Source organism: Streptomyces sp. 17_S59 (assembly GCF_056930295.1).
In genome coordinates this window covers 2,687,271-2,708,108 of the sequence record NZ_JBXOWD010000001.1, presented here as the reverse complement: position 1 = coordinate 2,708,108, position 20,838 = coordinate 2,687,271, and the positions used below count along the sequence as shown (strand labels likewise).

General features: G+C 73.4%; 14 protein-coding genes. 7 read left to right on the top strand and 7 right to left on the bottom strand.

All coding sequences use genetic code 11. From position 1 onward, the window contains the following. Positions 1-102: 102 nt before the first annotated feature. Positions 103-1,116: a glycosyltransferase family 2 protein gene (locus tag AC1Z4A_RS11910; RefSeq protein ID WP_483678063.1), complete on the top strand. Its 1,014-nt coding sequence runs from the start codon at positions 103-105 to the stop codon at positions 1,114-1,116. Between the two features lie 120 nt (positions 1,117-1,236). Here AC1Z4A_RS11910 and AC1Z4A_RS11905 read toward each other — a convergent pair whose 3' ends face one another. The 4 genes from AC1Z4A_RS11905 to AC1Z4A_RS11890 form a co-directional block, all read right to left on the bottom strand. After that, positions 1,237-3,021, bottom strand: a complete 1,785-nt coding sequence (locus tag AC1Z4A_RS11905; protein ID WP_483678061.1) for an LCP family protein — start codon at positions 3,019-3,021, stop codon at positions 1,237-1,239. Positions 3,022-3,125: 104 nt separating this feature from the next. After that, on the bottom strand, positions 3,126-4,892 hold the full coding sequence (locus AC1Z4A_RS11900; protein WP_483678059.1) for an LCP family protein: 1,767 nt from the start codon (positions 4,890-4,892) through the stop codon (positions 3,126-3,128). A gap of 277 nt (positions 4,893-5,169) precedes the next feature. Further along, positions 5,170-6,525, bottom strand: a complete 1,356-nt coding sequence (locus tag AC1Z4A_RS11895) for an LCP family protein (RefSeq protein ID WP_483678057.1) — start codon at positions 6,523-6,525, stop codon at positions 5,170-5,172. Positions 6,526-6,609: 84 nt separating this feature from the next. After that, the gene (locus AC1Z4A_RS11890; protein ID WP_483678055.1) at positions 6,610-7,362 is read right to left on the bottom strand and encodes a TIGR03089 family protein; all 753 of its coding nucleotides are present in this window, start codon (positions 7,360-7,362) and stop codon (positions 6,610-6,612) included. 128 nt (positions 7,363-7,490) lie between these two features. Here AC1Z4A_RS11890 and AC1Z4A_RS11885 point away from each other — a divergent pair, with 128 nt between their 5' ends. From AC1Z4A_RS11885 to AC1Z4A_RS11875, 3 genes are all read left to right on the top strand, one after another. Then, complete coding sequence (locus AC1Z4A_RS11885) at positions 7,491-9,086, top strand: peptidoglycan recognition protein family protein (RefSeq protein WP_483678053.1); 1,596 nt, start codon at positions 7,491-7,493, stop codon at positions 9,084-9,086. 82 nt (positions 9,087-9,168) lie between these two features. After that, the gene (gene manB, locus AC1Z4A_RS11880) at positions 9,169-10,251 is read left to right on the top strand and encodes a mannose-1-phosphate guanylyltransferase (protein WP_483678051.1); all 1,083 of its coding nucleotides are present in this window, start codon (positions 9,169-9,171) and stop codon (positions 10,249-10,251) included. A gap of 19 nt (positions 10,252-10,270) precedes the next feature. Then, positions 10,271-11,173 carry a DNA-3-methyladenine glycosylase family protein gene (locus tag AC1Z4A_RS11875; protein ID WP_483678049.1) on the top strand — a complete coding sequence of 301 codons (903 nt, stop codon included), beginning with the start codon at positions 10,271-10,273 and terminating at the stop codon, positions 11,171-11,173. A 183-nt stretch (positions 11,174-11,356) separates the two neighbouring features. On the opposite strand, the gene AC1Z4A_RS11870 is transcribed toward AC1Z4A_RS11875, so the two are convergent. From AC1Z4A_RS11870 to AC1Z4A_RS11860, 3 genes are all read right to left on the bottom strand, one after another. Next, a complete protein-coding gene (locus tag AC1Z4A_RS11870; RefSeq protein WP_483678047.1) occupies positions 11,357-12,679 on the bottom strand; it encodes a coenzyme F420-0:L-glutamate ligase in 1,323 nt (440 codons plus the stop codon). After that, positions 12,676-13,647, bottom strand: coding sequence for a 2-phospho-L-lactate transferase (cofD, locus tag AC1Z4A_RS11865; RefSeq protein ID WP_483678045.1), 972 nt, complete (start codon positions 13,645-13,647; stop codon positions 12,676-12,678). The genes AC1Z4A_RS11870 and cofD overlap by 4 nt, the downstream gene beginning before the upstream one ends. 71 nt (positions 13,648-13,718) lie before the next feature. Then, positions 13,719-14,222, bottom strand: a complete 504-nt coding sequence (locus tag AC1Z4A_RS11860) for a cysteine dioxygenase (RefSeq protein ID WP_483678043.1) — start codon at positions 14,220-14,222, stop codon at positions 13,719-13,721. A gap of 772 nt (positions 14,223-14,994) precedes the next feature. Here AC1Z4A_RS11860 and AC1Z4A_RS11855 point away from each other — a divergent pair. The 3 genes from AC1Z4A_RS11855 (at position 14,995) to AC1Z4A_RS11845 (ending at position 20,823) form a co-directional block, all read left to right on the top strand. Next, a complete protein-coding gene (locus AC1Z4A_RS11855; RefSeq protein WP_004952403.1) occupies positions 14,995-15,258 on the top strand; it encodes a WhiB family transcriptional regulator in 264 nt (87 codons plus the stop codon). Between the two features lie 286 nt (positions 15,259-15,544). Continuing rightward, on the top strand, positions 15,545-19,282 hold the full coding sequence (locus tag AC1Z4A_RS11850; RefSeq protein ID WP_483678035.1) for a glycosyltransferase family 2 protein: 3,738 nt from the start codon (positions 15,545-15,547) through the stop codon (positions 19,280-19,282). Further along, positions 19,279-20,823, top strand: coding sequence for a DUF5719 family protein (locus AC1Z4A_RS11845; protein WP_483678033.1), 1,545 nt, complete (start codon positions 19,279-19,281; stop codon positions 20,821-20,823). The genes AC1Z4A_RS11850 and AC1Z4A_RS11845 overlap by 4 nt, the downstream gene beginning before the upstream one ends. Positions 20,824-20,838: the final 15 nt, after the last annotated feature.

Sequence of the window (20,838 nt, the reverse complement as noted above, 5' to 3'; positions counted from 1 at the left end):
CAGCCGAAGCTGCCCGAGCAGCCGAACCCGCCGAACCCGCCGAACAAGCCGAGTCAGCCGTCCGCCGGAGGGGGCTCCCGGCCCCCGTACCACCGAGGAACCATGCCCGATCAGCAGCCGCCAGCCGTTTCCGTGATCATGCCGGTGCTCAATGAAGAGCGGCATCTGCGCACCTCCGTGCGGCACATCCTGGAGCAGGAGTATGCCGGTGAGCTGGAGGTGGTCATTGCACTCGGCCCCTCCACCGACCGCACCGACGAGATCGCCGCGGAGCTGGTCCGGGAGGACTCCCGGGTGCATACCGTGCCGAATCCGACCGGTCGCACCCCTGCCGCACTGAACGCGGCGATCAAGGCATCACGTCACCCGATCGTGGTACGCGTCGACGGCCACGGCATGCTCTCCCCTAATTACATCGCGACCGCCGTGCGGCTCCTCGACGAGACGGGCGCGCAGAACGTGGGCGGCATCATGCACGCCGAGGGCGAGAACGACTGGGAGAAGGCCGTCGCCGCCGCCATGACCTCGAAGATCGGGGTGGGCAACGCGGCCTTCCACACGGGCGGCGCGGCCGCCCCGGCGGACACCGTGTACCTGGGCGTCTTCCGCCGTGAGGCCCTGGAGCAGCAGGGCGGGTACAACGAGGAGTTCATCCGCGCCCAGGACTGGGAGCTGAACTTCCGCATCCGCGAGGCCGGCGGGCTGATCTGGTTCTCGCCGGAGCTGAGGGTCTCGTACCGGCCGCGGCCGAACATCAAGGCCCTGGCCAAGCAGTACAAGGACTACGGGCGCTGGCGCCACGTCGTCGCCCGCTACCACCAGGGCTCGATCAACCTGCGCTACCTTGCCCCGCCGACCGCCGTGGTCGCCATCGCGGCGGGCGTGGCCGTCGGTGCCGCGGTCACGCCGTGGGGCTTGGTGATCCCGGCGGGTTATCTGGCGGCCATCGCGGCGGGCTCGGTGCCGGCGGGGAAGGGGCTGCCGGTGGGGGCGCGGCTGCGGATTCCTGTGGCGCTGGCGACGATGCACATGTCGTGGGGGTTCGGCTTCCTGACGAGCCCGCGGGCGCTGGCGAAGAAGGTCATCGCGAGCCGGCGGCCGGCGGTGACGCGGTAGGGGGGCGGGGTGGGGCGGCCTGCGGCGCCTTTCCCCACCCCGCCCCTTCCCGTAACCGGGGGCTCCGCCCCCGGACCCCCGCTCCTCAAACGCCGGAGGGGCTGAGTTTGCCCCCGGCAGCTAGAACCGGTTCAGCGGGTTCACCTTCATGCACGCCGACTGGTCGTCGCCGTTGAGCGGATCCGCGCTCTCCGGTGCCTTGTTGTCGTCGGCCTTCGGCTTGCCGGACGGCTCCGGCTTCGCCGAAGCGTCCGGCTTCGCGGACGCGTCCGGCGCCGGGGAAGCCCCCTCGGCGTCCTCCGCCTTCGGGTACGTCGTCCCCTTCCGCCAGTCCCCGCCCACGACCAGCGTGATCTGCTGCACCTCCGGGGAGTGCCGCACCGCGCTCTCCGGCAGGCCGAGGGCCTGGGCCACCGCCATCGCGTCGGCCCGCTGCGCGGCCCGCGGGTAGGTGATCGTGGTGTCCGCCTGCGCCCGCGGCGTGGAGTCCGCGGTGGCCTTGGCGAAGCCCTGCTTGACCAGGAACGCGGCGATGTCGGCACCCCGGCCGGTGACCGGCGGCGCCACCACCGTGCCGGTGCCGTTGTAGACCGTGACCGCGATGTTCTGCTTGGGCGCGGCGGGCGCCGTCGGCGCCTGGGCCTTGTCGTCCTTCTTCTTGTCCTTGCCGTCCAGCGCGATGTCGTTGCGGACGAGCGAGAAGAGCTTGTCGGCGTCGCCGGGCTTGGGGATCACATGGGCGTCCGGGTCCTGCGGGTCGGTGGCCCACGGCATGGTCGTCATGGTGATCCGGCCCGACGGCACCCGCTTGATGTCGTTGGCCAGGTCGTACAGCTTCTTGACCGAGCCGAGGTCCTTGTCGACGGTGAGGGCCTTGGTGGCCGCCTCGGCGAGGCCGGTGAGCTGGGCCGGGTCGGAGAGCTTGGTGCCGCCCTTCAGCTGACGGGCCATCGCGTTCATGTAGAGGTGCTGGGCGTGGGTGCGGCCGATGTCGCTGCCGTCCTCGAAGCCGTGCCGGGTGCGCAGCCACTGGAGGGCCTGTTCGCCCTTGACCGTGTGGGTGCCCTTGGGCAGCCGCAGGCCCGACTTGCTGTCGTAGACGTTGGCGTCGACGCAGACCGGGACGCCGCCGACCGCATCGGCCATGCTCACCACGCCGGAGAAGTCGATCATCATGAAGTGGTCGATGGGGATGCCGGTCAGCTCTTCCCAGGTGGCCACGGTGCAGCCGGGACCGCCGTTGGCCAGGCTGGTGTTGATGATCTGACGGTTGGTCTCCTTGTAGACCTTCCCGCCGTCGGGGTCGGTGCACTTGGGGATCGTCACCCGGGTGTCGCGGGGCACGCTGACGACCGACATGTTGGAGCGGTCGGCCGAGACGTGCACCAGCATCTGGACGTCGGCGAGCGCCGGGCGGTCGGCGTCGTCGCGGGCGCCGCCCAGATCCTGGTTCTCCTTGCTGGCCCGGCTGTCGGAGCCCAGCAGCAGGATGTTCAGCGGCCGCTGGCCGTCGGCGTTGGCGGCGCTGCGGTCGAGTTGCTTGTCGCCGAGGTTGAGCTTGTTCTTCTTGATGTTGTCGTTGAGGTGCTGGTAGTAGAACCAGCCCACGCCCGCGACCCCGAGCACGAGGATCGCGAGCCCGAGCGCGGTCCAGCGGACTATTCGCAGGATCCGGCGGCGGCGCGGTCTGCTGCCGCTGCCGCCGGATATGGATGCGGAGCCGGTGCGGGGGGCGGGGACGGAGCCAGATCCCGATCCCGATTCGGATCCCGATCCGGATTCGGCTCCGGACTCGGATCCCTCGGGCTCCTCGGAGCCCTTGGCTTGTCCGGAGTCCTTCTCGTCCTCCGCCGGCTTGCCGGGCTTGCCGGCCCGTTCTCCCCGCACGCCGCTGCTGTGCCGCATCGGGCCTCCCCCTGAAATGAGTGCGCGTCCGGCCCGATGGGCAGGCGTGTCGTCCTTGAATGAGTGCTACTGCGTAATGAGATGCGAAAGCCCGTGCTCAGGGTTCACTTGGCGCAGATGTTCTCGTCGTCCGCTTCGACCTTCTGAATGCCTTCCGGGGCCTTCTGCGGTGCGTTGACCGGAGTTCCGGCGGCCTTGAAGTCCGCGCCGAGCGTCAGCGTCATCTCCGCCGTGGGCGCCGCGGGCGTCGTGGACTGCTTGAGGGCGTCGGCGTCGAGCCCCATCTCGTCCGCGAGGCGGCGCGCCTGGTCGGCCTGGTTGGGGGCGAACTCCAGGACCGTCTTGTCCACCTTCTTGCCCCCGGGGGCGTTGCCGCCGTTGCTGGAGCGGGCCATGCCCTTGGAGTTCTGCATCCAGGCGACGGTCTCCTGCGCGGCGCCCATCCGGCCGCTGCCGTTGAGCACCTTGACCCGCACGGTCGCGGGCTCGGCCCGCGGGCCCTGGAGCAGCGCCGCCTGCTTGGCGTCCGCCTCCTCCTGGGCCTTCTTCTCCTTCGCCTTCACCTCGGTGAGGGACACGTCCTGACGGACCATGGCGAACAGCGGCTCGGCCTTGGGCTTGTCCAGGATGACCGTCTTGTGCACCTTGCCGTCGGCGGGGTTGTCAAGGACCGGGACGGTGGCGAAGGTGATGTTCTTCAGGTTCACCTTGCTCATTTCCTTGGCCAGGCTGGTCAGCTTGGACACGGATCCTATGCCGGTGTCGACGGTGAGCGAGTTGGTCGCGGCGTCACCGAGGTCGTAGAGCTTCTTGGGGTTGGAGAGGGTGTCGCCGGACTTCATCTTCCGGATCATCGAGCTGAGGAACTGCTGCTGGAGCTTGATGCGGTCCAGGTCGCTCTCGAAGCCGACGCTGTGCCGGGTGCGGACGAACGCCAGCGCGTCCTCGCCCTGGATCTCGTGCCGGCCCTTGCTCAGCTTGAGGTGCGACTTGGGGTCGTTGATGTCCTTGCCCAGGCACACCTCGACGCCGCCGACCGCCGTGGACAGCTTCTTGACGGCGTTGAAGTCGGCCATCATGAAGTGGGTGACCTTCAGGCCGGTCAGCTGCTCGACGGTGCGCCAGGTGCAGCCGGGGTCGCGGTCCTCCTGGCCCAGGCTCTCGTTGAAGCGGACGCCCTTGGAGCCGCGGATGGTTTTGGTCTTGCCGTCCGTCTTGGTGGGGCAGTCCGGGATGTCCGTGATCATGTCGCGCGGGATGGACAGCGCGGTGGCGTTCGACCGGTCCTCGGAGACGTGGAACAGCAGCGTGGTGTCGGCGTGGCCGACGCTGCCGTCGTCGCCGTAGCCGGTGTTGCCCTCGCCGGAGCGCTTGTCGGTGCCGATGACGAGGATGTTCACCGGGCCCTTGACGACGGCGTCGTTGTTGATGCCGACGTCGACCTTGTCGATGTTGTTGTTGAAGTGCTGGTAGAGCAGGTACGCGCCGACCGAGCCGCCGACGAGCACGAAGGCCAGCGTGCCGCCTGTCCAGAGCAGCACCTTCTTCTTCGTGGACTTCTTCGGTTTCGGCTTGCGGCGCCCCGCGGCGGCCGCCTTGGTCCCGCCGGGCCGGCGCCCGCCCGCACCGGGGCGCTGTCCGGGCACGGGACGGCCGTCACCGGAGCGGGGCCTGGGCCGGGGCGTGCTGCCCTGCTTGCCCACGGAGGCCTCGCCGGCTGCGCGCGAAGTCGCGGCGGAAGGGCGGCCGGGAGCCGCCGGGGACGGGGCCCCCTGTTCCAGGCGCAGCTCGTAGCTGCCGGTTTCGGGGTCGAAAACCCACTGGTCGGCGGGGTCGATGCCACCCGCCCGCCCACGGCCTTGCGCGTCCACGGTCGCTTGAATCCTCCGTCGGTGCCACGCGGCGCCTGCCCCCAGAGGCGCTCGATCACGTCGTCTGTGCGCGCGGTCAACCCGGCCGTGCGCACCGGATCGCTCACACTATCCGCCCAGTTCAGCGCCACGCGACGCCGGTGACAAATTGCACTCCCCTACAACTGGGCAATCTGCCCAATCCCTTCGCGGAGAAGAATGCCGTGCCGGGCCGAGTCGGCCACCGGGGCAGGAAGGTGATCGTACCTTTTGGTGACTTGGCGGCTATGTTGCCGTTTCAATCACAGACACCGCGGGCCGCCGTCGTGCCCTGGTAGGTCGGCGGCGTGGTGGGCAGTGCGGAGGGCGAGGGCGCGGCCGACGGGGGCGTCCAGGAAGGCGCGGCGGGGGACGCCCAGGGCGACGCCGTGGGGGGAGCCCGGAAGGATGCCGCGGGGGACGCCACGGATTCCGGTACGACAGGATCGGCCGGAGCCTCCGGGGTCGCCTCGCCGTCCGCCTCCGGATCCCGGCCCCGCGGTTTGCCGTCTGCGGGCCGGACGTTCGCGCTCACTGTCACCGGCCGGTCCATGCGCAGCTGCTGGAAGAGCTGGTCCGCGTCCGGCTGCACCAGTTCGTCGCGATTGGCGTTGTACGCGTACGGCTTGCGTGGCACCGTCAGGAACTGCACGTGTTCGGTGGGGATGTTCCGCACGGTGCGCACCAGGTCGTACATCTTCCTGAGCGAGTCCAGCCCGGCGTCCGTGGTGAGCGACTTGGTGGCCGCATCGAGCACGGGGTAGAGCCGTGCGGGGTTGAGCAGCACTCCGTCGCTGTGCATCTCCCGGAAGAGCGCGGCCAGGAACGCCTGCTGTCGCCCCATCCGCTCGGTGTCGCTGCCGCCGCCGATGCTGTAGCGGGCGCGTACGTACCCCAGGGCCTGTTCTCCGTGCAGCACCTGACGGCCCGCAGGCAGGTGCAGGCGCGCCTCGCGGTCGTCGATCGGCTTCTTCAGGCACAGCTCGACGCCGTCCACCGCGTCCACGAGCCGCTTGAACCCCATGAAGTCCAGGACGATGTGATGGTCGATGCGGATGTTGGTGATGCCCTCGACGGTGCGGATCGTGCAGGCGGTGCCCGCCAGCTCGTAGGCCCAGTTGAACTGGGCGAAGCGCTCGTTGGTGTAGGTGCCGTCGGGCTTGCGGCAGCTGGGGATCTTCGCCATCAGGTCGCGGGGGAGGCTCACCGCGGTCGCGCTGTTCCGGTTGGCGGCCACGTGCAGCAGGATCGTGGTGTCCGAGCGCTGGCTGCCGCTGTCCTCGCCGTACTGGCCGTTGCCGGAGCCGCTGCGGGTGTCGGAGCCGATGATGAGGATGTTCTGGGCGCCGGCCACCAGTGCGCTGGGGCGCTGCTTCTCCCAGCGGGCCAGTTCCTCGGCGGTCTCCGTGTCGGTGGTGATGTTGCTGTTCAGCTGCTCGTAGAGGAACCAGCCGACCCCGGCGACCAGGAGCAGCAGCAGCGCGAAGCCCAGGGCCAGGGCGCGCAGCCAGCGGCTGCGGCGGCTGCGCCGCCGCCGGGGCGTGCCGGCCCTGCCGCCCGGCCTCTTGCCGAAGAGGCCGGGCCGCCGGTCGGGCGTGCCCGGGCGGTCGTTCACGGCTGCGCTGCGTCCCTCCTCCGCGGAGTCGGCTTCGTACGCACGTACTGCCGATCATCGCGCGGATCCCGGCGGACGGCAGCGTCAGAGGGCCGTCACGGTGACGCGCTCGCTCTCCCGGCGCTTGTCGAGGCCGTCTTCGGGGAGCCGGTCGAGGTGGCGGCAGAGCACCACGGACGCGCCGCCCGCGAGCGGGGCGAAGAGCCCGGCGGAGAGCCCTTCCCAGCTGTCGTAGGGCAGGCCGGACAGCATGCGTGAGCCGTCGGCCAGCCCGTACCGGGCGGCGTCGGCGCGCGCCCGCTCGACCACCTGCGCGCCCGTCAGCTCCAGGCCGTCCACGACGAGCGCGGGGGCGTCCGGGTCCACCGGGGCGTACGGGGCGAACCGGTCGCCCTGGCTCGGCACCTCGACGGCGTAGTCGGCGAACCCGGCCGGGGGCTGCGGGAAGCGGCCGCCCAGGGGGCGCAGGGCCAGCGCGATGCGCTCGCCCGGGCAGGCGCGCGCCTGCTCCAGCCCGTCCGGCCCGCTGACCACCAGGTCGGCGGCGGCCGGGTCGCCGCCGATCTCGGCCGTGACCCCGGTGGAGGAACAGGCGAGCAACCAGACGGCGGTCTGCCAGTGGGCCGGGAGGAGCAGCGCGAGGCGGTCCCCGGGCTCGGCGGCGAGGTCGCCCTGCAGCAGATTGGCGGTCTTCGCCACCCAATTGGCGAAGGTGGCCACGGACAGTTCCACGCGTTCGCCGGTGGCGTCGTCGTAGAAGGTCACGAGCGGGCGGGCCGGGTCCGCGGCGAGCGCGGAACGCAGCAGGTCGGCAGGGGTGCGATCGGTGGCGTTCATCGGCGTCAGACTACGCCGGGGCGGTGCTGACGGTCAGTCGGAAAGGGGCTCCGCAGGGGCCCGTGGGGCCGACTCGCCGTCAGGTCATCAATGGACAGATATGTAATGATATGACCAGTATTTCTGGCATGCGTGGAAACTTTGTCTTCCCGGCCGCCGTCACCGCCTGTGCCGCCGCACTGACCCTGCCCTTCCTCGCCACCCCGTCCGGAGCCATCGCCTCGGCGCCCCCCTCCGCGGCCCCCTCGGCACCCCCCTCCGTCTCCGCGCCCGCCCAGAGCGCCCCGTCCCGCACCGTGCCCGGCACGACGCACTCCCTGCCGCTCGGCGTGGTCGGCCACCGTCTCGACCCGAGCGGCGAGGACGGTGCCGAACGGGGCCTGCCCGCACAGGAGGTCGAGCCGTTCTCGCTGGTCGGCATCGTCTGGGACGACGCCGGCGCGGAGCTGCGGGGCCGCGCCCAGGTCCGCACCCGGGCGACCGGCACCGGCACCTGGTCGGACTGGCGGGACCTCCAGACGCACGACGACGACCGCCCCGACGAGGACTCGCCCGAGGCCCTCGACGGCAGCCTGCGCGGCTCCACCGCGCCCCTGTGGGTCGGCGCCTCGGACGCCGTGCAGGTCCGGGTCAGGCCGGAGCAGGAGACCACCGCGGGCGAGAACCCGGGCGAGAAGCCGAACGAGAAGCCGAACGAGAAGCCGAGCGGGAACCGCAGCGCCGCCCTGCCGTCCGGCCTGCGCGTGGAACTCGTCGACCCGGGCACCGGCCCGGCACCGGCAACGGCAGCGGCACCGGCCCGGAAACGGGCGGGCACGCCCGTACCCACGCCGTCCCCGCTGCCCGTGCCCGTATCCCTGCCCGTCGACGAGGAGACGGCCGCCTCGGCCGCCAACGCCCCGCTGGCCCCGCTGGGCGCGACGGAGATCCCCGCCCTGGCCAGGCCGGACTCCGCACGGGACGTGGCGGCCACCCGCATCGACGAGCTGGCCGAAGCCGACGACCACCTCCCGGCGGACGACCGGGAGCGCCCCGGCGACCCCGAGGTCCACGACCCGGACGGCGACGGCACCACCGAAGCCGACGACGACACCGTGGACGTCCTGGAGCCCGGGCGCTACGTCGGCCCGCGGCCCCGCATCGTCACCCGGGCCGGCTGGGGCGCCGACGAATCGCTGCGCGAGCGCGGCTTCGTGTACACCGGCGCCGTACGGGCGGCGTTCGTCCACCACACCGCCTCGGGCAACGACTACAGCTGCTCGCAGGCCGCCTCCGTCGTCCGCGGTATCTACCGCTATCACGTGGTGAGCAGCGGCTGGCGGGACATCGGGTACAACTTCCTCGTCGACAAGTGCGGCACCGTCTACGAGGGCCGGGCAGGCGGTGTGGCGAAACCCGTGAAGGGCGCCCATACTCTCGGTTTCAACACCAACAGCATGGGGATCGCTGTGCTCGGGTCCTTCGGGAAGTCCAACCCGTCCTACGCCGCGGTGGACGCCGTGGCCACCCTCACCTCGTGGAAGCTCGGTCTCTACGACGTCAACCCGCTCGGCACCGCGTCCCTGGTCTCCGGCGGCGGCAACCTCTACAAGAAGGGCACCAGGGTCAGGCTCAAGGCCATCTCGGGACACCGCGACGGCTACGCCACCGAATGCCCGGGCGACAGGCTCTACAACCGGCTCGGCACCGCCCGCTCCACGGCCGCCCGGCTCCAGGGCCGCTGACCTGGGGCGGGGCGCCGCGCACGTTCTGCATACACTAGGCCGCCGATCACGGCCCGGCCCCAGCAGGAAGCAGAGACGACAGGTGACAGAAGCGATCCTCCTGGTCGGGGGCAAGGGAACCAGGCTGCGCCCGCTCACGGTGCACACGCCCAAGCCGATGGTCCCGGCGGCCGGCGTCCCCTTCCTCACCCACCAGCTCGCGCGCGCCCGCGCCGCCGGGGTCGAGCACATCGTGCTCGCCACCTCCTACCTCGCCGAGGTCTTCGAGCCGTACTTCGGCGACGGCTCCGCCCTCGGCCTCCACCTGGAGTACGTCACCGAGGTGGAGCCCCTGGGCACGGGCGGGGCCATCCGGAACGTGGCCTCCCGGCTCCACTCGGGCCCGGACGAGCCGGTCCTGATCTTCAACGGGGACATCCTGACGGGCCTGGACATCGAGGCCCTGGTGGAGACCCACCGCTCGACGAGCGCGGACGTCTCCCTCCACCTCACCCGCGTCGAGGACCCGAGGGCCTTCGGCCTCGTGCCCACCGACCCCACCGGCCGCGTCACGGCGTTCCTGGAGAAGCCCCAGACGCCCGAGGAGATCGTCACCGACCAGATCAACGCGGGCGCGTACGTCTTCAACCGCTCGGTGATCGACACGATCCCGGCCGGCCGCCCCGTCTCCGTGGAGCGCGAGACCTTCCCCGGCCTGCTGGCCGCGGGCGCCCATCTCCAGGGCATGGTCGACTCCACGTACTGGCTGGACCTGGGCACCCCGCAGGCATTCGTGCGCGGCTCCGCCGACCTGGTCCTGGGCCGCGCCCCGTCCCCGGCGGTCCCCGGCCGCTGCGGCGACCGGCTCGTCCTCGACGGCGCCGACGTGGCCCCGGACGCCAAGCTCATGGGCGGCACGGTGGTGGGCGCGGGCGCCCGCATCGAGCCGGGCGCCCGGGTGGACGGCAGCACCGTCCTCGACGGCGCGGTGATCGAGGCGGGCGCCCGCGTCCGCGACTCCCTCGTCGGGGCCGGGGCCCGCATCGGCGCCCGCACGGTCCTGGACGGGGCGGTCATCGGCGACCGCGCACGGGTCGGCAGCGACAACGAACTCCGCTCGGGCGTCCGCATCTGGTGCGACGCGCACATCCCGGACGGGGCGGTCCGTTTCTCGTCGGACCAGTAAGGGCGCTTACCCTGGCCGGATGGCCATCCGAACGTGGGCCCCGCCGGGCCCGTACGACCTGGGGCGCACGCTGGGCGTCCTGGCGCGCGGCCCCGGCGACCCCGCGTACCGGGTGGATGCGGACGGCTCGGTCTGGCGCGCCAGCCGCACCCCGGAGGGGCCCGGCACGCTCCACCTGACCGCCCGCGCGGGCGGGGTCGAGGCCGAGGCGTGGGGCCCCGGGGCGGACTGGCTCCTGGACCGGCTCCCCGCGCTCCTCGGCGCGGACGACGACCCCGGCGCGTTCACCCCCCGGCACCGCCTCGTGCAGGAGGCCCACCGCCGCAACCCCGGCCTCCGGCTGGCCCGCACCGGGCTGGTCCTGGAGTCGCTGATCCCCTCGATCCTCGAGCAGAAGGTCACCAGCGACGAGGCGTACCGGGCCTGGCGCCTGCTCCTGACGCGCCACGGCGAGCCCGCGCCGGGCCCGGCGCCCCGCATGCGGGTCATGCCGGACCCCCGCGGCTGGGCCCTCATCCCCTCCTGGGAATGGCACAAGGCGGGCGTGGACGCCAAGCGCTCGGCGACGATCCTGCGGGTGGTGCGCGTTGCTGCCCGCCTGGAGGAGGCGGCGGCGATGGACGACGCGCGGGCGTCGGCGCGCCTGCAGGCGGTGGCGGGCATCGGGCCGTGGACGGCGGCGGAGACGCTGCAGCGGAGCAACGGTTCTGCGGATGCGGTGACCGTGGGGGATCTGCACCTGCCGCGCATTGTCGGCTATGCGCTGACGGGCGTGCGGGACACGGACGACGAGGGCATGCTCGGCCTGTTGGCCCCCTACGCGGGCCAACGCCACCGGGCGTGCCGCCTCATCCTGCTGAGCGGGGTTGTCCCGCCCCGACGGGCGCCGCGCTTCGCGGTGCGGGACTTCACGCGGATGTAGGGGCCCTGCGGGGCTTTCCCCTACCCGCCCCTTCCCGAACTGGGGCTTTGCCCCAGACCCCGGGACCGCGCTTCGCGCGGCCGCGCGGCGGAGCCGCACATCCGGCGTTTGAGGACCGGGGGTCCGGGGGCGGAGCCCCCGGTTTCGGGAAGGGGCGGGGTGGGGAAAGGCGCCGCAGGCCCCCTACCGCACCACCACGAACTGCTCCGCATCACGCGCCGCCCGCGTCGGCGCGGGCGCCGCCGCCCGCCCCACCGCAACCGCCCCCATCGGGTCCCACCCCTCCGGCAGCCCCAGCACATCCCGCACCACATCACGGCAGAACATCGTCGAGGACACCCACGCCGACCCCAGCCGCTCGCTCGCCAGCGTGACCAGGAAGTTCTGCACGGCCGCCCCCGCCGCCACCACGAACATCTCCCGCTCCGCGGCCGACCGCCGCGCGTCCGGATACGTGTGGGAGCCGTCCATCACCAGGCACGGCACCACCAGGTACGGCGCCTTCCGCAGGACGTCGCCCCGGCGCACCCGGCGCGCGATGCTCTCCTCCGAGCGCCCGTCCGCCCGCAGGTCCGCGACCCAGGCGTCCCGCATGGCGTCGAGCAGCCGGGTGCGCGACTCGGCCGACTCCAGCAGGACGAAGCGCCAGGGCGTCGTGTGGTGCGGCGCAGGCGCGGTGACGGCCGCCGCGACGGCCCGCCGCACGGCGCCCGGGTCCACCGGGTCGTCGGTGAACTCCCGCACGGTCCGCCGCAGGGTCACCGCTTCCCGCACCGCCTCCGAGGTCCCCAGCCGGAACATGTCGTCCGCGGCGGACCGCACCAGCTCGCGCGCACCCCGGTCGTCCGCATCCGCGCGCACCACGTGCGACAGGCCCCGCACCACGGCCACCGGCAGCCCGCCGGACTTGCCCTTCGCGAGGTCCCCGGCGGCGGCCAGCTCGTCGGCGGTGGCGACGACGGTGGCGACGAGCGGGTTGCCGTACGCGTCCACGCCGCCGCGCAGGTCGTCCGCGACCCGCACCCCCGCCGCACCGATGGCGAAGTCCGTGACCCCGCTGCGCCACGGGCGCCCGGCGGTGTCGGTGACGACGATGCCGACGTCCACGCCCAGCGCGTCCCGCAGGCCCTCCCGGAGCCGCCGGGCGGAGGCATCCGGGTCCTCGGGCAGCAGCAGTACCGTCCCGGCCTCGGTGTTGGACGCGTCGACCCCGGCCGCGGCCATGACCAGCCCCAGCCGGTTCTCCACGATGCGCAGCGTGCCGCGGCGCGCGACGACCCGTACGGTCTCGGCGTCGATCGCGGCCTCGCGGTCGTCCGCCCGCAGAATCCTTCCCTCGGCCTTGCTGACGATCTTCGAGGTGACGAGGAGGACATCGCCGTCGGCCAGGCCCTGCGCCCCCTCGGCCGTGACCGCGGCGACGACGAGCTTCACCAGGTCGTCCCCGGGCCGCACCTCGGGGATGCCGGGCAGAGCCCAGACCCGGTACCCCGGCGCCGCGCTCACGCCCGTACCTCCTCGGCCAGGGCCAGCGCCTCGCGGGCCATCGCCGCGGTCGCCTCCGCGTCGGTCATCATCAGCGGCACCGCACGGCAGTGGATCCCCGCCGCCTCGACCTCGCCGACGGCCGCCGCGTCCACGGAGTCGACGAGCCATCCGTCCAGCAGCCCGGACCCGTAGTGGCGGGCGACGGCGGCGGCCGTCGACTCGACGCCGACGGCGGCGAGGACCTTGTCGGCCATGCCGCGCACGGGCGAGCCGCCGACGATGGGGGAGAGCCCGACCACCGGCGCCGCGCCGTCGGTCACGGCCTCCCGGATCCCGGGCACCGCGAGGATCGTGCCGACGCTGACCACGGGGTTGGACGGCGGGAAGAGCACGACGTCCGCGTTCGCGAGGGCCTCCAGCACCCCGGGCGCGGGCTTCGCCTGCTCGGCCCCCACCGGGATGATCGCGTGGGCGGGCACGGAGGCCCGCAGCCGCACCCAGTACTCCTGGAAGTGCACGGCCCGGCGCGCGCCGTCCCCGCCGTCCGGGTCGTCGATCAGCACGTGCGTCTCGATCCGGTCGTCGCTCATCGGCAGCAGCCGGACGCCCGGCTGCCACCGCGCGCACAGCGCCTCCGTGACGGCGCTGAGCGGGTAGCCGGCGCCGAGCATCTGCGTGCGGACGATGTGGGTGGCGAAGTCGCGGTCGCCGAGCCCGAACCACTCGGGCCCGACCCCGTAGGCCGCCAGCTCCTCCTTCACGGCGAAGGTCTCCCCGGCCCGGCCCCAGCCCTGCTCCTCGTGGATGCCGCCGCCGAGGGTGTACATCACGGTGTCGAGGTCGGGACAGACCTTGAGGCCGAACAGATGGATGTCGTCACCGGTGTTGCCGATGACGGTGATCTCCGCGTCGGGAGCTGCTGCCTTGAGCCCGCGGAGGAAGCGGGCGCCGCCGATACCGCCGGCCAGAACCACAATGCGCTGCATGGCTGCAGTCTGTCAGCCGCCGGCTACGGGGCTGAAGAGCGGTCCTGCTCCTGCGCTGCCTATTGCGTCGCCTACTGCGCCGCCGTGGGAACGGAGGCCCGGACCGCGCAGCCGCTCGGCTTGTGCATCGGCATCTCGGTCAGCCCGGGGAAGTAGACGTGCAGGCTGACGGCGGGCTCCAGCGAGTCGTTGACGACCTCGTGGGCGTAGCCGGGCGCGAAGACGCGCTGGGCGCCGGCCCCCAGCGTGCGCCGCCCGCCCTGCGCCGGGCGCTCCGACAGCTCGCCCCGCAGCACGGTCAGCACGCCGGAGGAGCGGCCGTGGTCGTGCAGCCCGCTGCCCTGGCCGGGCACCCAGCTGAGCAGCCACACCTCGTAGCCGGGGCCGGTGTGCAGCCGGTGGTACCAGCGGCTGAGGGCGTCGTAGCGGACGAGCGGGGCCCAGGCGTCGGTGTCGGCGGCGACGGCACGGGCCAGGCCGGCGAATTCGGCGACGGTGGTGGGGTGGGCGGGGGGCGGCGGCATCAGGTGCGGGATGGCGAGCGGGTCGCCGGCGATCTGGACGTCGCTGTTCATGGGCGGGGTTCCTCGGCGGAAGGTACGCGGAAGGTACGCGGAGGCACCAAGCTCCGGCGAAGCGGCCGGTGCCGGGCGCAAAAAGGGCGTGGTGCGGAGTGGTGCGGAGAAGTCAGCTGGAGCGGAGCGGTCGTCGACGCATCAACAGCTGGAACAGCGACAGCGAGCCTGAACAGCACAGCGGGACCCGAAAGCACGGGTCAGGCTGAGGCTTCCCATGGCGACGGCCAGGGGCAGGGAGGTCGCGGACATGCGCACAAGGAGACCGGCTGGACGCCGCCCGTGTCAACTGGATGTCTGTTTTGGTGGCAATATCTCACTCTTCCGGTTACAGAGTGCTGTGGAACGTTTGCGCACCGGGGTGTGCGGACATCCGCGCAGCGATCGGCCCCGTAAACATGGGGTCGCGAGTGGGTCCCGTGTGTGCGAATGCGGCGCAGGCGTGACGTGCGTGCAGGTATCGCGCAGATGTGCGTGCAGACGTGCGTGGCAGGCATGCCTGCAGGCGTGCGTGCAACGGAATCGCCGCGCGTGACGTCACTCCCTGGAGAAGGGGGAGACGGGGCGCTTGTGGCGAGTGGGGGATGTGTCCACTCTTGTGGTGGTTTGGCAACTTTACGCTCGCCCTTGGTTCCGCAGAGTGAATAAGGGGCCCAATAGCAGATCCCGGCTTGACTGCCCCGGATCGGCACACTTGTAATTTCACTCGTGTCGTTCTGCCGCACCTGACAGCGGCAGCACACGGGGACGCAATGACAGACGAGGGGCGCACATGACCGAGCTGTTCCAGCAACTGCTGGTCGAGGAGGCGGACGAGGAGCTCGGCTGGCAGGAGCGCGCGTTGTGCGCTCAGACCGACCCCGAGTCCTTCTTCCCCGAAAAGGGCGGATCCACACGTGAGGCGAAGAAAGTCTGCCTTGCCTGTGAAGTCCGTTCCGAGTGCCTTGAATACGCCCTCGCAAACGACGAACGCTTCGGTATCTGGGGCGGTCTGTCCGAGCGCGAGCGCCGCCGCCTCAAGAAGGCCGCGGTCTGAGACCGGCGTCACGATCTGACGAGATGTCTTGTCCAGGGCCACTCAAGGGGACTGAGGGACTGTCCGCTCCACCCACCCCCACAGCGCGATTCATACCGCACGGTCCGCCTCTCGCGCCCCGCAAGCGAGAGGCGGACCGCTGTGTTCACAGCCACTAGGGTGGGGGCCCGTCCGGGACGTACCGACGCCCTCCCGGCGCGCTGCGCCCCTCAAGGGGTCCCGCGCCCTCCGGAGCGGCGCTCACACGTCCACTGCAGTCTCCACTGAACCGGGGCCCGCACCTGCCATGTTCGACCCCACCACCCCCGCGCTGCCCGCGTTCCCCCGCCACGTCGTCACCGCCGTGCTCGTCGCCCACGACGGCGCCCGCTGGCTGCCCGACGCCCTCTCCGGCCTGCTGGGCCAGGAACGGCCCGTGCAGTACGCCGTCGCCGCCGACACCGGCAGCGCCGACGACTCCCGCCGGCTGCTCGCCGAGGCCCTCGGCGCCGAGCGCGTCCTGCACCTCGCCCGCCGGGCCGGCTTCGGCACGGCCGTGGACGAGGCCGTCCGCAGCGCACCGGTGCAGACCGCCGACGACCTGCCCTACCTCAGGCGCTCCAGCGGCTGGGACCCCGTCGGCCGCACCTGGGCCGAGGAACCCGACGGCCAGGGCCGCGCCGACCTGGAGCCCGTCCAGTGGCTGTGGCTGCTGCACGACGACTGCGCCCCGGAGCCCGGCGCCCTGCACGAGTTGCTGCGCGTCGCCGACGCCGAGCCGGATGCCGCCGTCGTCGGGCCCAAGCTCCGCAGCTGGTACGACCGCAGGCAGCTGCTGGAGGTGGGCGTCTCCATCGCCCGCAGCGGCCGCCGCTGGACCGGCCTCGAGCGGCGCGAGCAGGACCAGGGCCAGCACGACCAGGTGCGGTCCGTGCTGTCCGTCTCCACCGCCGGCATGCTCGTCCGCCGCGACGTGTGGGAGCAGCTCGGCGGCTTCGACGCCCGGCTGCCGCTGATGCGCGACGACGTCGACCTGTGCTGGCGCGCCCAGGCCGCCGGGTACCGGGTGCTCGTTGCCCCCGACGCGGTCCTGCGGCACGCCGAGGCCGCCTCCCGCGAGCGCCGCCCCGTCGACTGCGCCGGCCGCAGGCCCACCGACCCGCACCGCGTCGACAAGGCCGGCGCCGTCTACACCCTGCTGGCCAACACCCGCCGCGGGCTCCTGCCGTACGTCATGCTCCGGCTCGTCCTCGGCACCCTGTTGCGCACCCTCGGCTACCTCGTCGGCAAGGCCCCCGGACAGGCGCTCGACGAATTCACCGGCTTCGTCGGCGTCCTCCTGCGCCCCGGCCGCATCCGCGCGGCGCGCAAGAGAAGGGCCGCGCCGTCCGTCCCCACGAGCGACCTGCGCCCCCTCTTCCCGCCGCCCGGCGCAACCGTGCGCGCCACCCTCGAACAGCTCGCGGGCCACTTCGGCGGCCGGGCGGACGACGGGCTCTCCTCCGCCGGTCGCCACGGAGCCGTCGAGTCCGGGCCGGGCGGGGACGACGCCGATTACCTGGACGTCGAGCAGTTCGCCCGGCTCAAGCGCATCGCCCGCAAGCCCGCCCCGGTCCTCTTCGCGCTCCTCCTGCTCGTCTCGGCCGTCGCCTGCCGCGGCCTGTTCGGCGGCGGCGCGCTCTCCGGCGGCGCCCTGCTGCCCGTGCCCGACCACGTCTCCGCCCTGTGGGCCGCCTACACCGGCGGCTGGCACCCGGTGGGGGTCGGCACCACCGAGGGCGCGCCGCCGTACGTGGCGGTGCTCGCGGCGCTGGCCACGCTCCTCCTCGGCTCGACCGGCCTCACGCTCACGCTGCTGCTGGTCTGCTCGGTGCCGCTGGCCGGGCTCGCCGCCTACTTCGCCTCGCGCCCGCTGGTGTCCTCCCGGGTGCTGCGCGCCTGGGCGAGCGTCGCCTACGCCTTCCTGCCCGCCGTCACCGGCGCGCTGGCCACCGGCCGGCTGGGCACGGCGGTGCTGGCCGTCCTGCTGCCGCTCATGGCGCGCGCCGCCGTCGCGGCCGGTGGCCTGCGCGCCCCCGACGCGCGCCCCTCCTGGCGGGCCTGCTGGGCGTACGCGCTGCTGCTGACCGTGGCGACCGCCTTCACCCCGGTGGTGTGGCCGCTCGCCGCGGTGCTGGGCGCCGGCGTGCTGGTGCTGCGCTGTGTGCAGGGCGGCGCCGGGCGGCTCGCCGTGCACGGGCCGCGGCTGCTCGCCGTGACGAGCACCCCGCTGCTCGTCCTGGCCCCCTGGTCGCTCGGGCTGTTCACCGACCCCCGCCGCTTCCTCGCCGAGGCCGGGCTGGACCGCGGGCACGGTTCCGCCTCCGCGCTCCAGCTGCTGACGGGCGACCCGGGCGGCCCCAAGACCTTCGGCATGCTGCTGCTGACCGGCGTGGTGCTGGCCGCGCTGGCCGCCCTGCTGCGCGAGGACCGGCAGCTCGCGGTGCGCGCCGCATGGGCGGTGGCCCTCGCCGGGCTGCTCTGCGCCGTGCTCGCCAACGGCCGGTCCTGGGCCGGGCCCGCCACCCTCGTCTACGGCCTGGCCCTGATCGCGGCCGCCGCCGTGGGCGCCGAGGGCGCCCGGGAGCGGGTCGCGGCCCGCAGCTTCGGCTGGCGGCAGCCCGTCGCCGGCCTGATCGCCGTCGCCGCCGGGGCGGCCCCGCTGGTCGCGGCCGTCACCTGGACGGTCTCCGGCGCGCGCGGCCCGCTGGAGCGGCGCGACGCGGCGCAGGTCCCGGCGTTCGTCGCCGAGGAGGCCGGCACCCGCGACCAGGCCCGGACCCTGGTCCTGGGCGGGGACTCCGGGCGCGTTGGCTATGTGCTGGTCAGGGGCTCGGGCGCGCGGTTGGGCGATGCCGAGACCACGGCCGCGGCGGGGCGGGACAAGCGGCTCGACGCCGTGGTCGCCAACCTCGTCGCGGGCTCCGGCGCCGACCAGGCGGGCCGGCTGGGCGACTACGCCGTCGGCTACGTCCTCGTGCGCGACAGCGCCCCCCGCCAGATGTCCCGGACCCTGGACGCCACCCCCGGCCTCACCCGGCTCAGCCAGGAGGACCGCAGCTCGCTGTGGCGGGTCGACCGGCAGGTCGCCCGGGTGACGATCGTCAGCGGAACGTCCCGGAAGGACGGGGCGGACGGCGGGAGCGCCGTGCCGGTGCCCGTCGCCGCCGGTCCGGTCACGGCGCACACGAAGATCCCGGGCGGACCGGCCGGACGGGTGCTGCGGCTCGCCGACAAGGCCGCGCCCGGCTGGCGGGCCACGCTCGACGGCAAGGCGCTCAAGGCCGTCACCGTCGACGGCTGGGCGCAGGGCTTCGAGCTGCCCGCCGCGGGCGGGAAGCTGGCGCTGACGTACGAGACGCCGGTGGGCCGCACGGTGTGGCTGTGGGCCCAGGGGCTGCTGGCGCTGGTCCTGGTGGTGCTTGCGCTGCCCGGCCGCCGCCGCGAGGTCGACGACGACCTCCCGGAGGCCGCCGCGCCCGCCGCGGGCCCGCAGCCCGCCGCGCCGGAAGCGCCGGGGGAGGGCCGCCGGGCCCGCAGACTGCGGGCGGCCGCCGGGGCCGAGGCCGGGGCCAAGGTGCCGGAGCAGGCCGCTCCGCCCGCGCCCCCGGCCGATCCGTACGAGGCGGCCCCGTACGGCGCGCCCTACGAGGAGCCCACCGCACCCGACGCCGATCCCTACGCGGCCGTACCGCACCAGCAGCAGTACGGCCAGTGGGAACAGGGGGACACGGGAGGGTACGGAAGCCACCCGGGGTACGACGCCTACGCGGCGCAGCAGCCGTACCAGGAGGCCGGCCACGACGCCGCCTCCGGCTACGACGGCTCGTACGAGCAGCACCAGCAGCAGGGCCAGTACCCCGGCGCGTACGGTCACGACGGCACCGGCCACGACGGCGGGTACCCGGCCGACCCCTACCCCGGCGGCGCGTACGACCCGTACGGCTACGGCCCGCAGCAGCACTACGACAACCAGCCCCACCGTGACGGGAGCCAGCAGCAGTGAAGCGCACCACCCTGTCCCTGTTCGCCGCCACGGCCGCACTCGCCGTCGTCACGGGCGTGGCCGCGCTCAACCCGCCCTCGGGAGGCGGCTCGGGCACGGGCGCGCGGACGGCGGCGCGGCAGCCGGTGCAGCGGTCCACGCTGGTGTGCCCGGTGCCGACGACCTCGGACGTGGCCGACACGGCCTACACGGCGTTCACGCCGCCCTCGAAGGGCGGCGCCGCGAAGGCCGCCGCGGCGGATCTGATGCCCGCGGGCGGCTCGGTGAAGGCCGACCCCAAGAAGGACGCCAAGGACGGCAAGGACGGCAAGAAGGGTCCGGAGAAGAAGAGCGAGGCCCCGGACCCCGGCAAGCCCGTCCTCTCCCTCAAGGATCCCGGCAAGCCCGTCACCGCCACCACGGACCGCTCCGACGCCCCCGCCCTCATCGGCACCGCGGACGGCCCCCTCGCCCCCGGCTGGTCCGTGCAGCAGACCACGACCGTGAGCGCGGGCAGCGGCCGCGGGCTGCACGGCACCGGCTGCGCGGCGCCCGACACCTCCTTCTGGTTCCCGGGCGCGAGCACCGCCAAGGGCCGCCAGGACTACGTCCACCTGACCAATCCGGACAACGCCGCGGCCGTCGTCGACCTGGAGCTGTACGGCCCGAGCGGCCGGATCAAGTCGGCCACGGGAGAGGGCGTCGGCGTGCCGGCCCGCTCCACGGTTGCGGTGCTGCTGTCGACCCTGACGGACACCCCGGCCGACGACCTCACCGTGCACGTGGCGGCGCGCTCCGGCCGGGTCGGGGCGGCCGTGCAGGCCTCCGACGAGAAGCTCGGCGGCGACTGGCTGCCGCCCTCCGCCGAGACGGGATCCGAGCTGGTGCTGCCGGGCATCCCCGCGGACGCCACCTCCGTACGCCTCGTCGCCTTCGCGACGGGGACGGACGACGCCGACGTCAAGCTGCGGTTCGCCGGGGCGAACAGCGCGATCACCCCGGCGGGGCACGAGTCCCTGCACATCAAGAGCGGCATGACGGCCGCCGTGGACCTTGGCGACGTCGCCAAGGGGGAGGCGGGCTCCCTGCTCTTGACCGCCGGGCGCGGCAGCGCCCCGGTCGTCGCCGCGGTGCGCGTCACCCGGGGCAAGGACGACAAGCAGGAGACGGCGTTCATCGCCGCCACGCCCGCGATCGAGGGGCGGGGCACGGTCGCCGACAACCGCGACAAGGGCAGCACGCTGTCCCTGGTGGCCCCGGGCAAGGACGCCCAGGTGCGGGTCACGGCGTCGGCGGGCAGCGAGGGCGGCAGCCCGGTCACCAAGACCTATACCGTCAAGGGCGGCACCACGCTGGCCGTGGAGCCGCCACAGCCGGACGGCGGCAAGGGCGCCTACGCGCTGACGGTGGAGAAGGTCTCCGGCGGCCCGGTGCACGCCTCCCGGATGCTCGCGCTGCCGAAGGACGGCGTCCCGATGTTCACGATCCAGCCGCTTCCGGACGACCGGTCGACGGTGGCCGTGCCGGAGGCGGATCAGGACCTGTCCCTGCTGAACGACTGAGCCGGGCACCCCCCG

Coding starts and splice junctions, on each gene's coding strand:
- AC1Z4A_RS11850 (WP_483678035.1), top strand. CDS start 15,545: ATGTTCGACCCCACCACCCCCGCGCTGCCCGCGTTCCCCCGCCACGTC.
- AC1Z4A_RS11890 (WP_483678055.1), bottom strand. CDS start 7,362: ATGAACGCCACCGATCGCACCCCTGCCGACCTGCTGCGTTCCGCGCTC.
- AC1Z4A_RS11860 (WP_483678043.1), bottom strand. CDS start 14,222: ATGAACAGCGACGTCCAGATCGCCGGCGACCCGCTCGCCATCCCGCAC.
- AC1Z4A_RS11885 (WP_483678053.1), top strand. CDS start 7,491: ATGCGTGGAAACTTTGTCTTCCCGGCCGCCGTCACCGCCTGTGCCGCC.
- cofD (WP_483678045.1), bottom strand. CDS start 13,647: ATGCAGCGCATTGTGGTTCTGGCCGGCGGTATCGGCGGCGCCCGCTTC.
- AC1Z4A_RS11855 (WP_004952403.1), top strand. CDS start 14,995: ATGACCGAGCTGTTCCAGCAACTGCTGGTCGAGGAGGCGGACGAGGAG.
- AC1Z4A_RS11875 (WP_483678049.1), top strand. CDS start 10,271: ATGGCCATCCGAACGTGGGCCCCGCCGGGCCCGTACGACCTGGGGCGC.
- AC1Z4A_RS11910 (WP_483678063.1), top strand. CDS start 103: ATGCCCGATCAGCAGCCGCCAGCCGTTTCCGTGATCATGCCGGTGCTC.
- AC1Z4A_RS11905 (WP_483678061.1), bottom strand. CDS start 3,021: ATGCGGCACAGCAGCGGCGTGCGGGGAGAACGGGCCGGCAAGCCCGGC.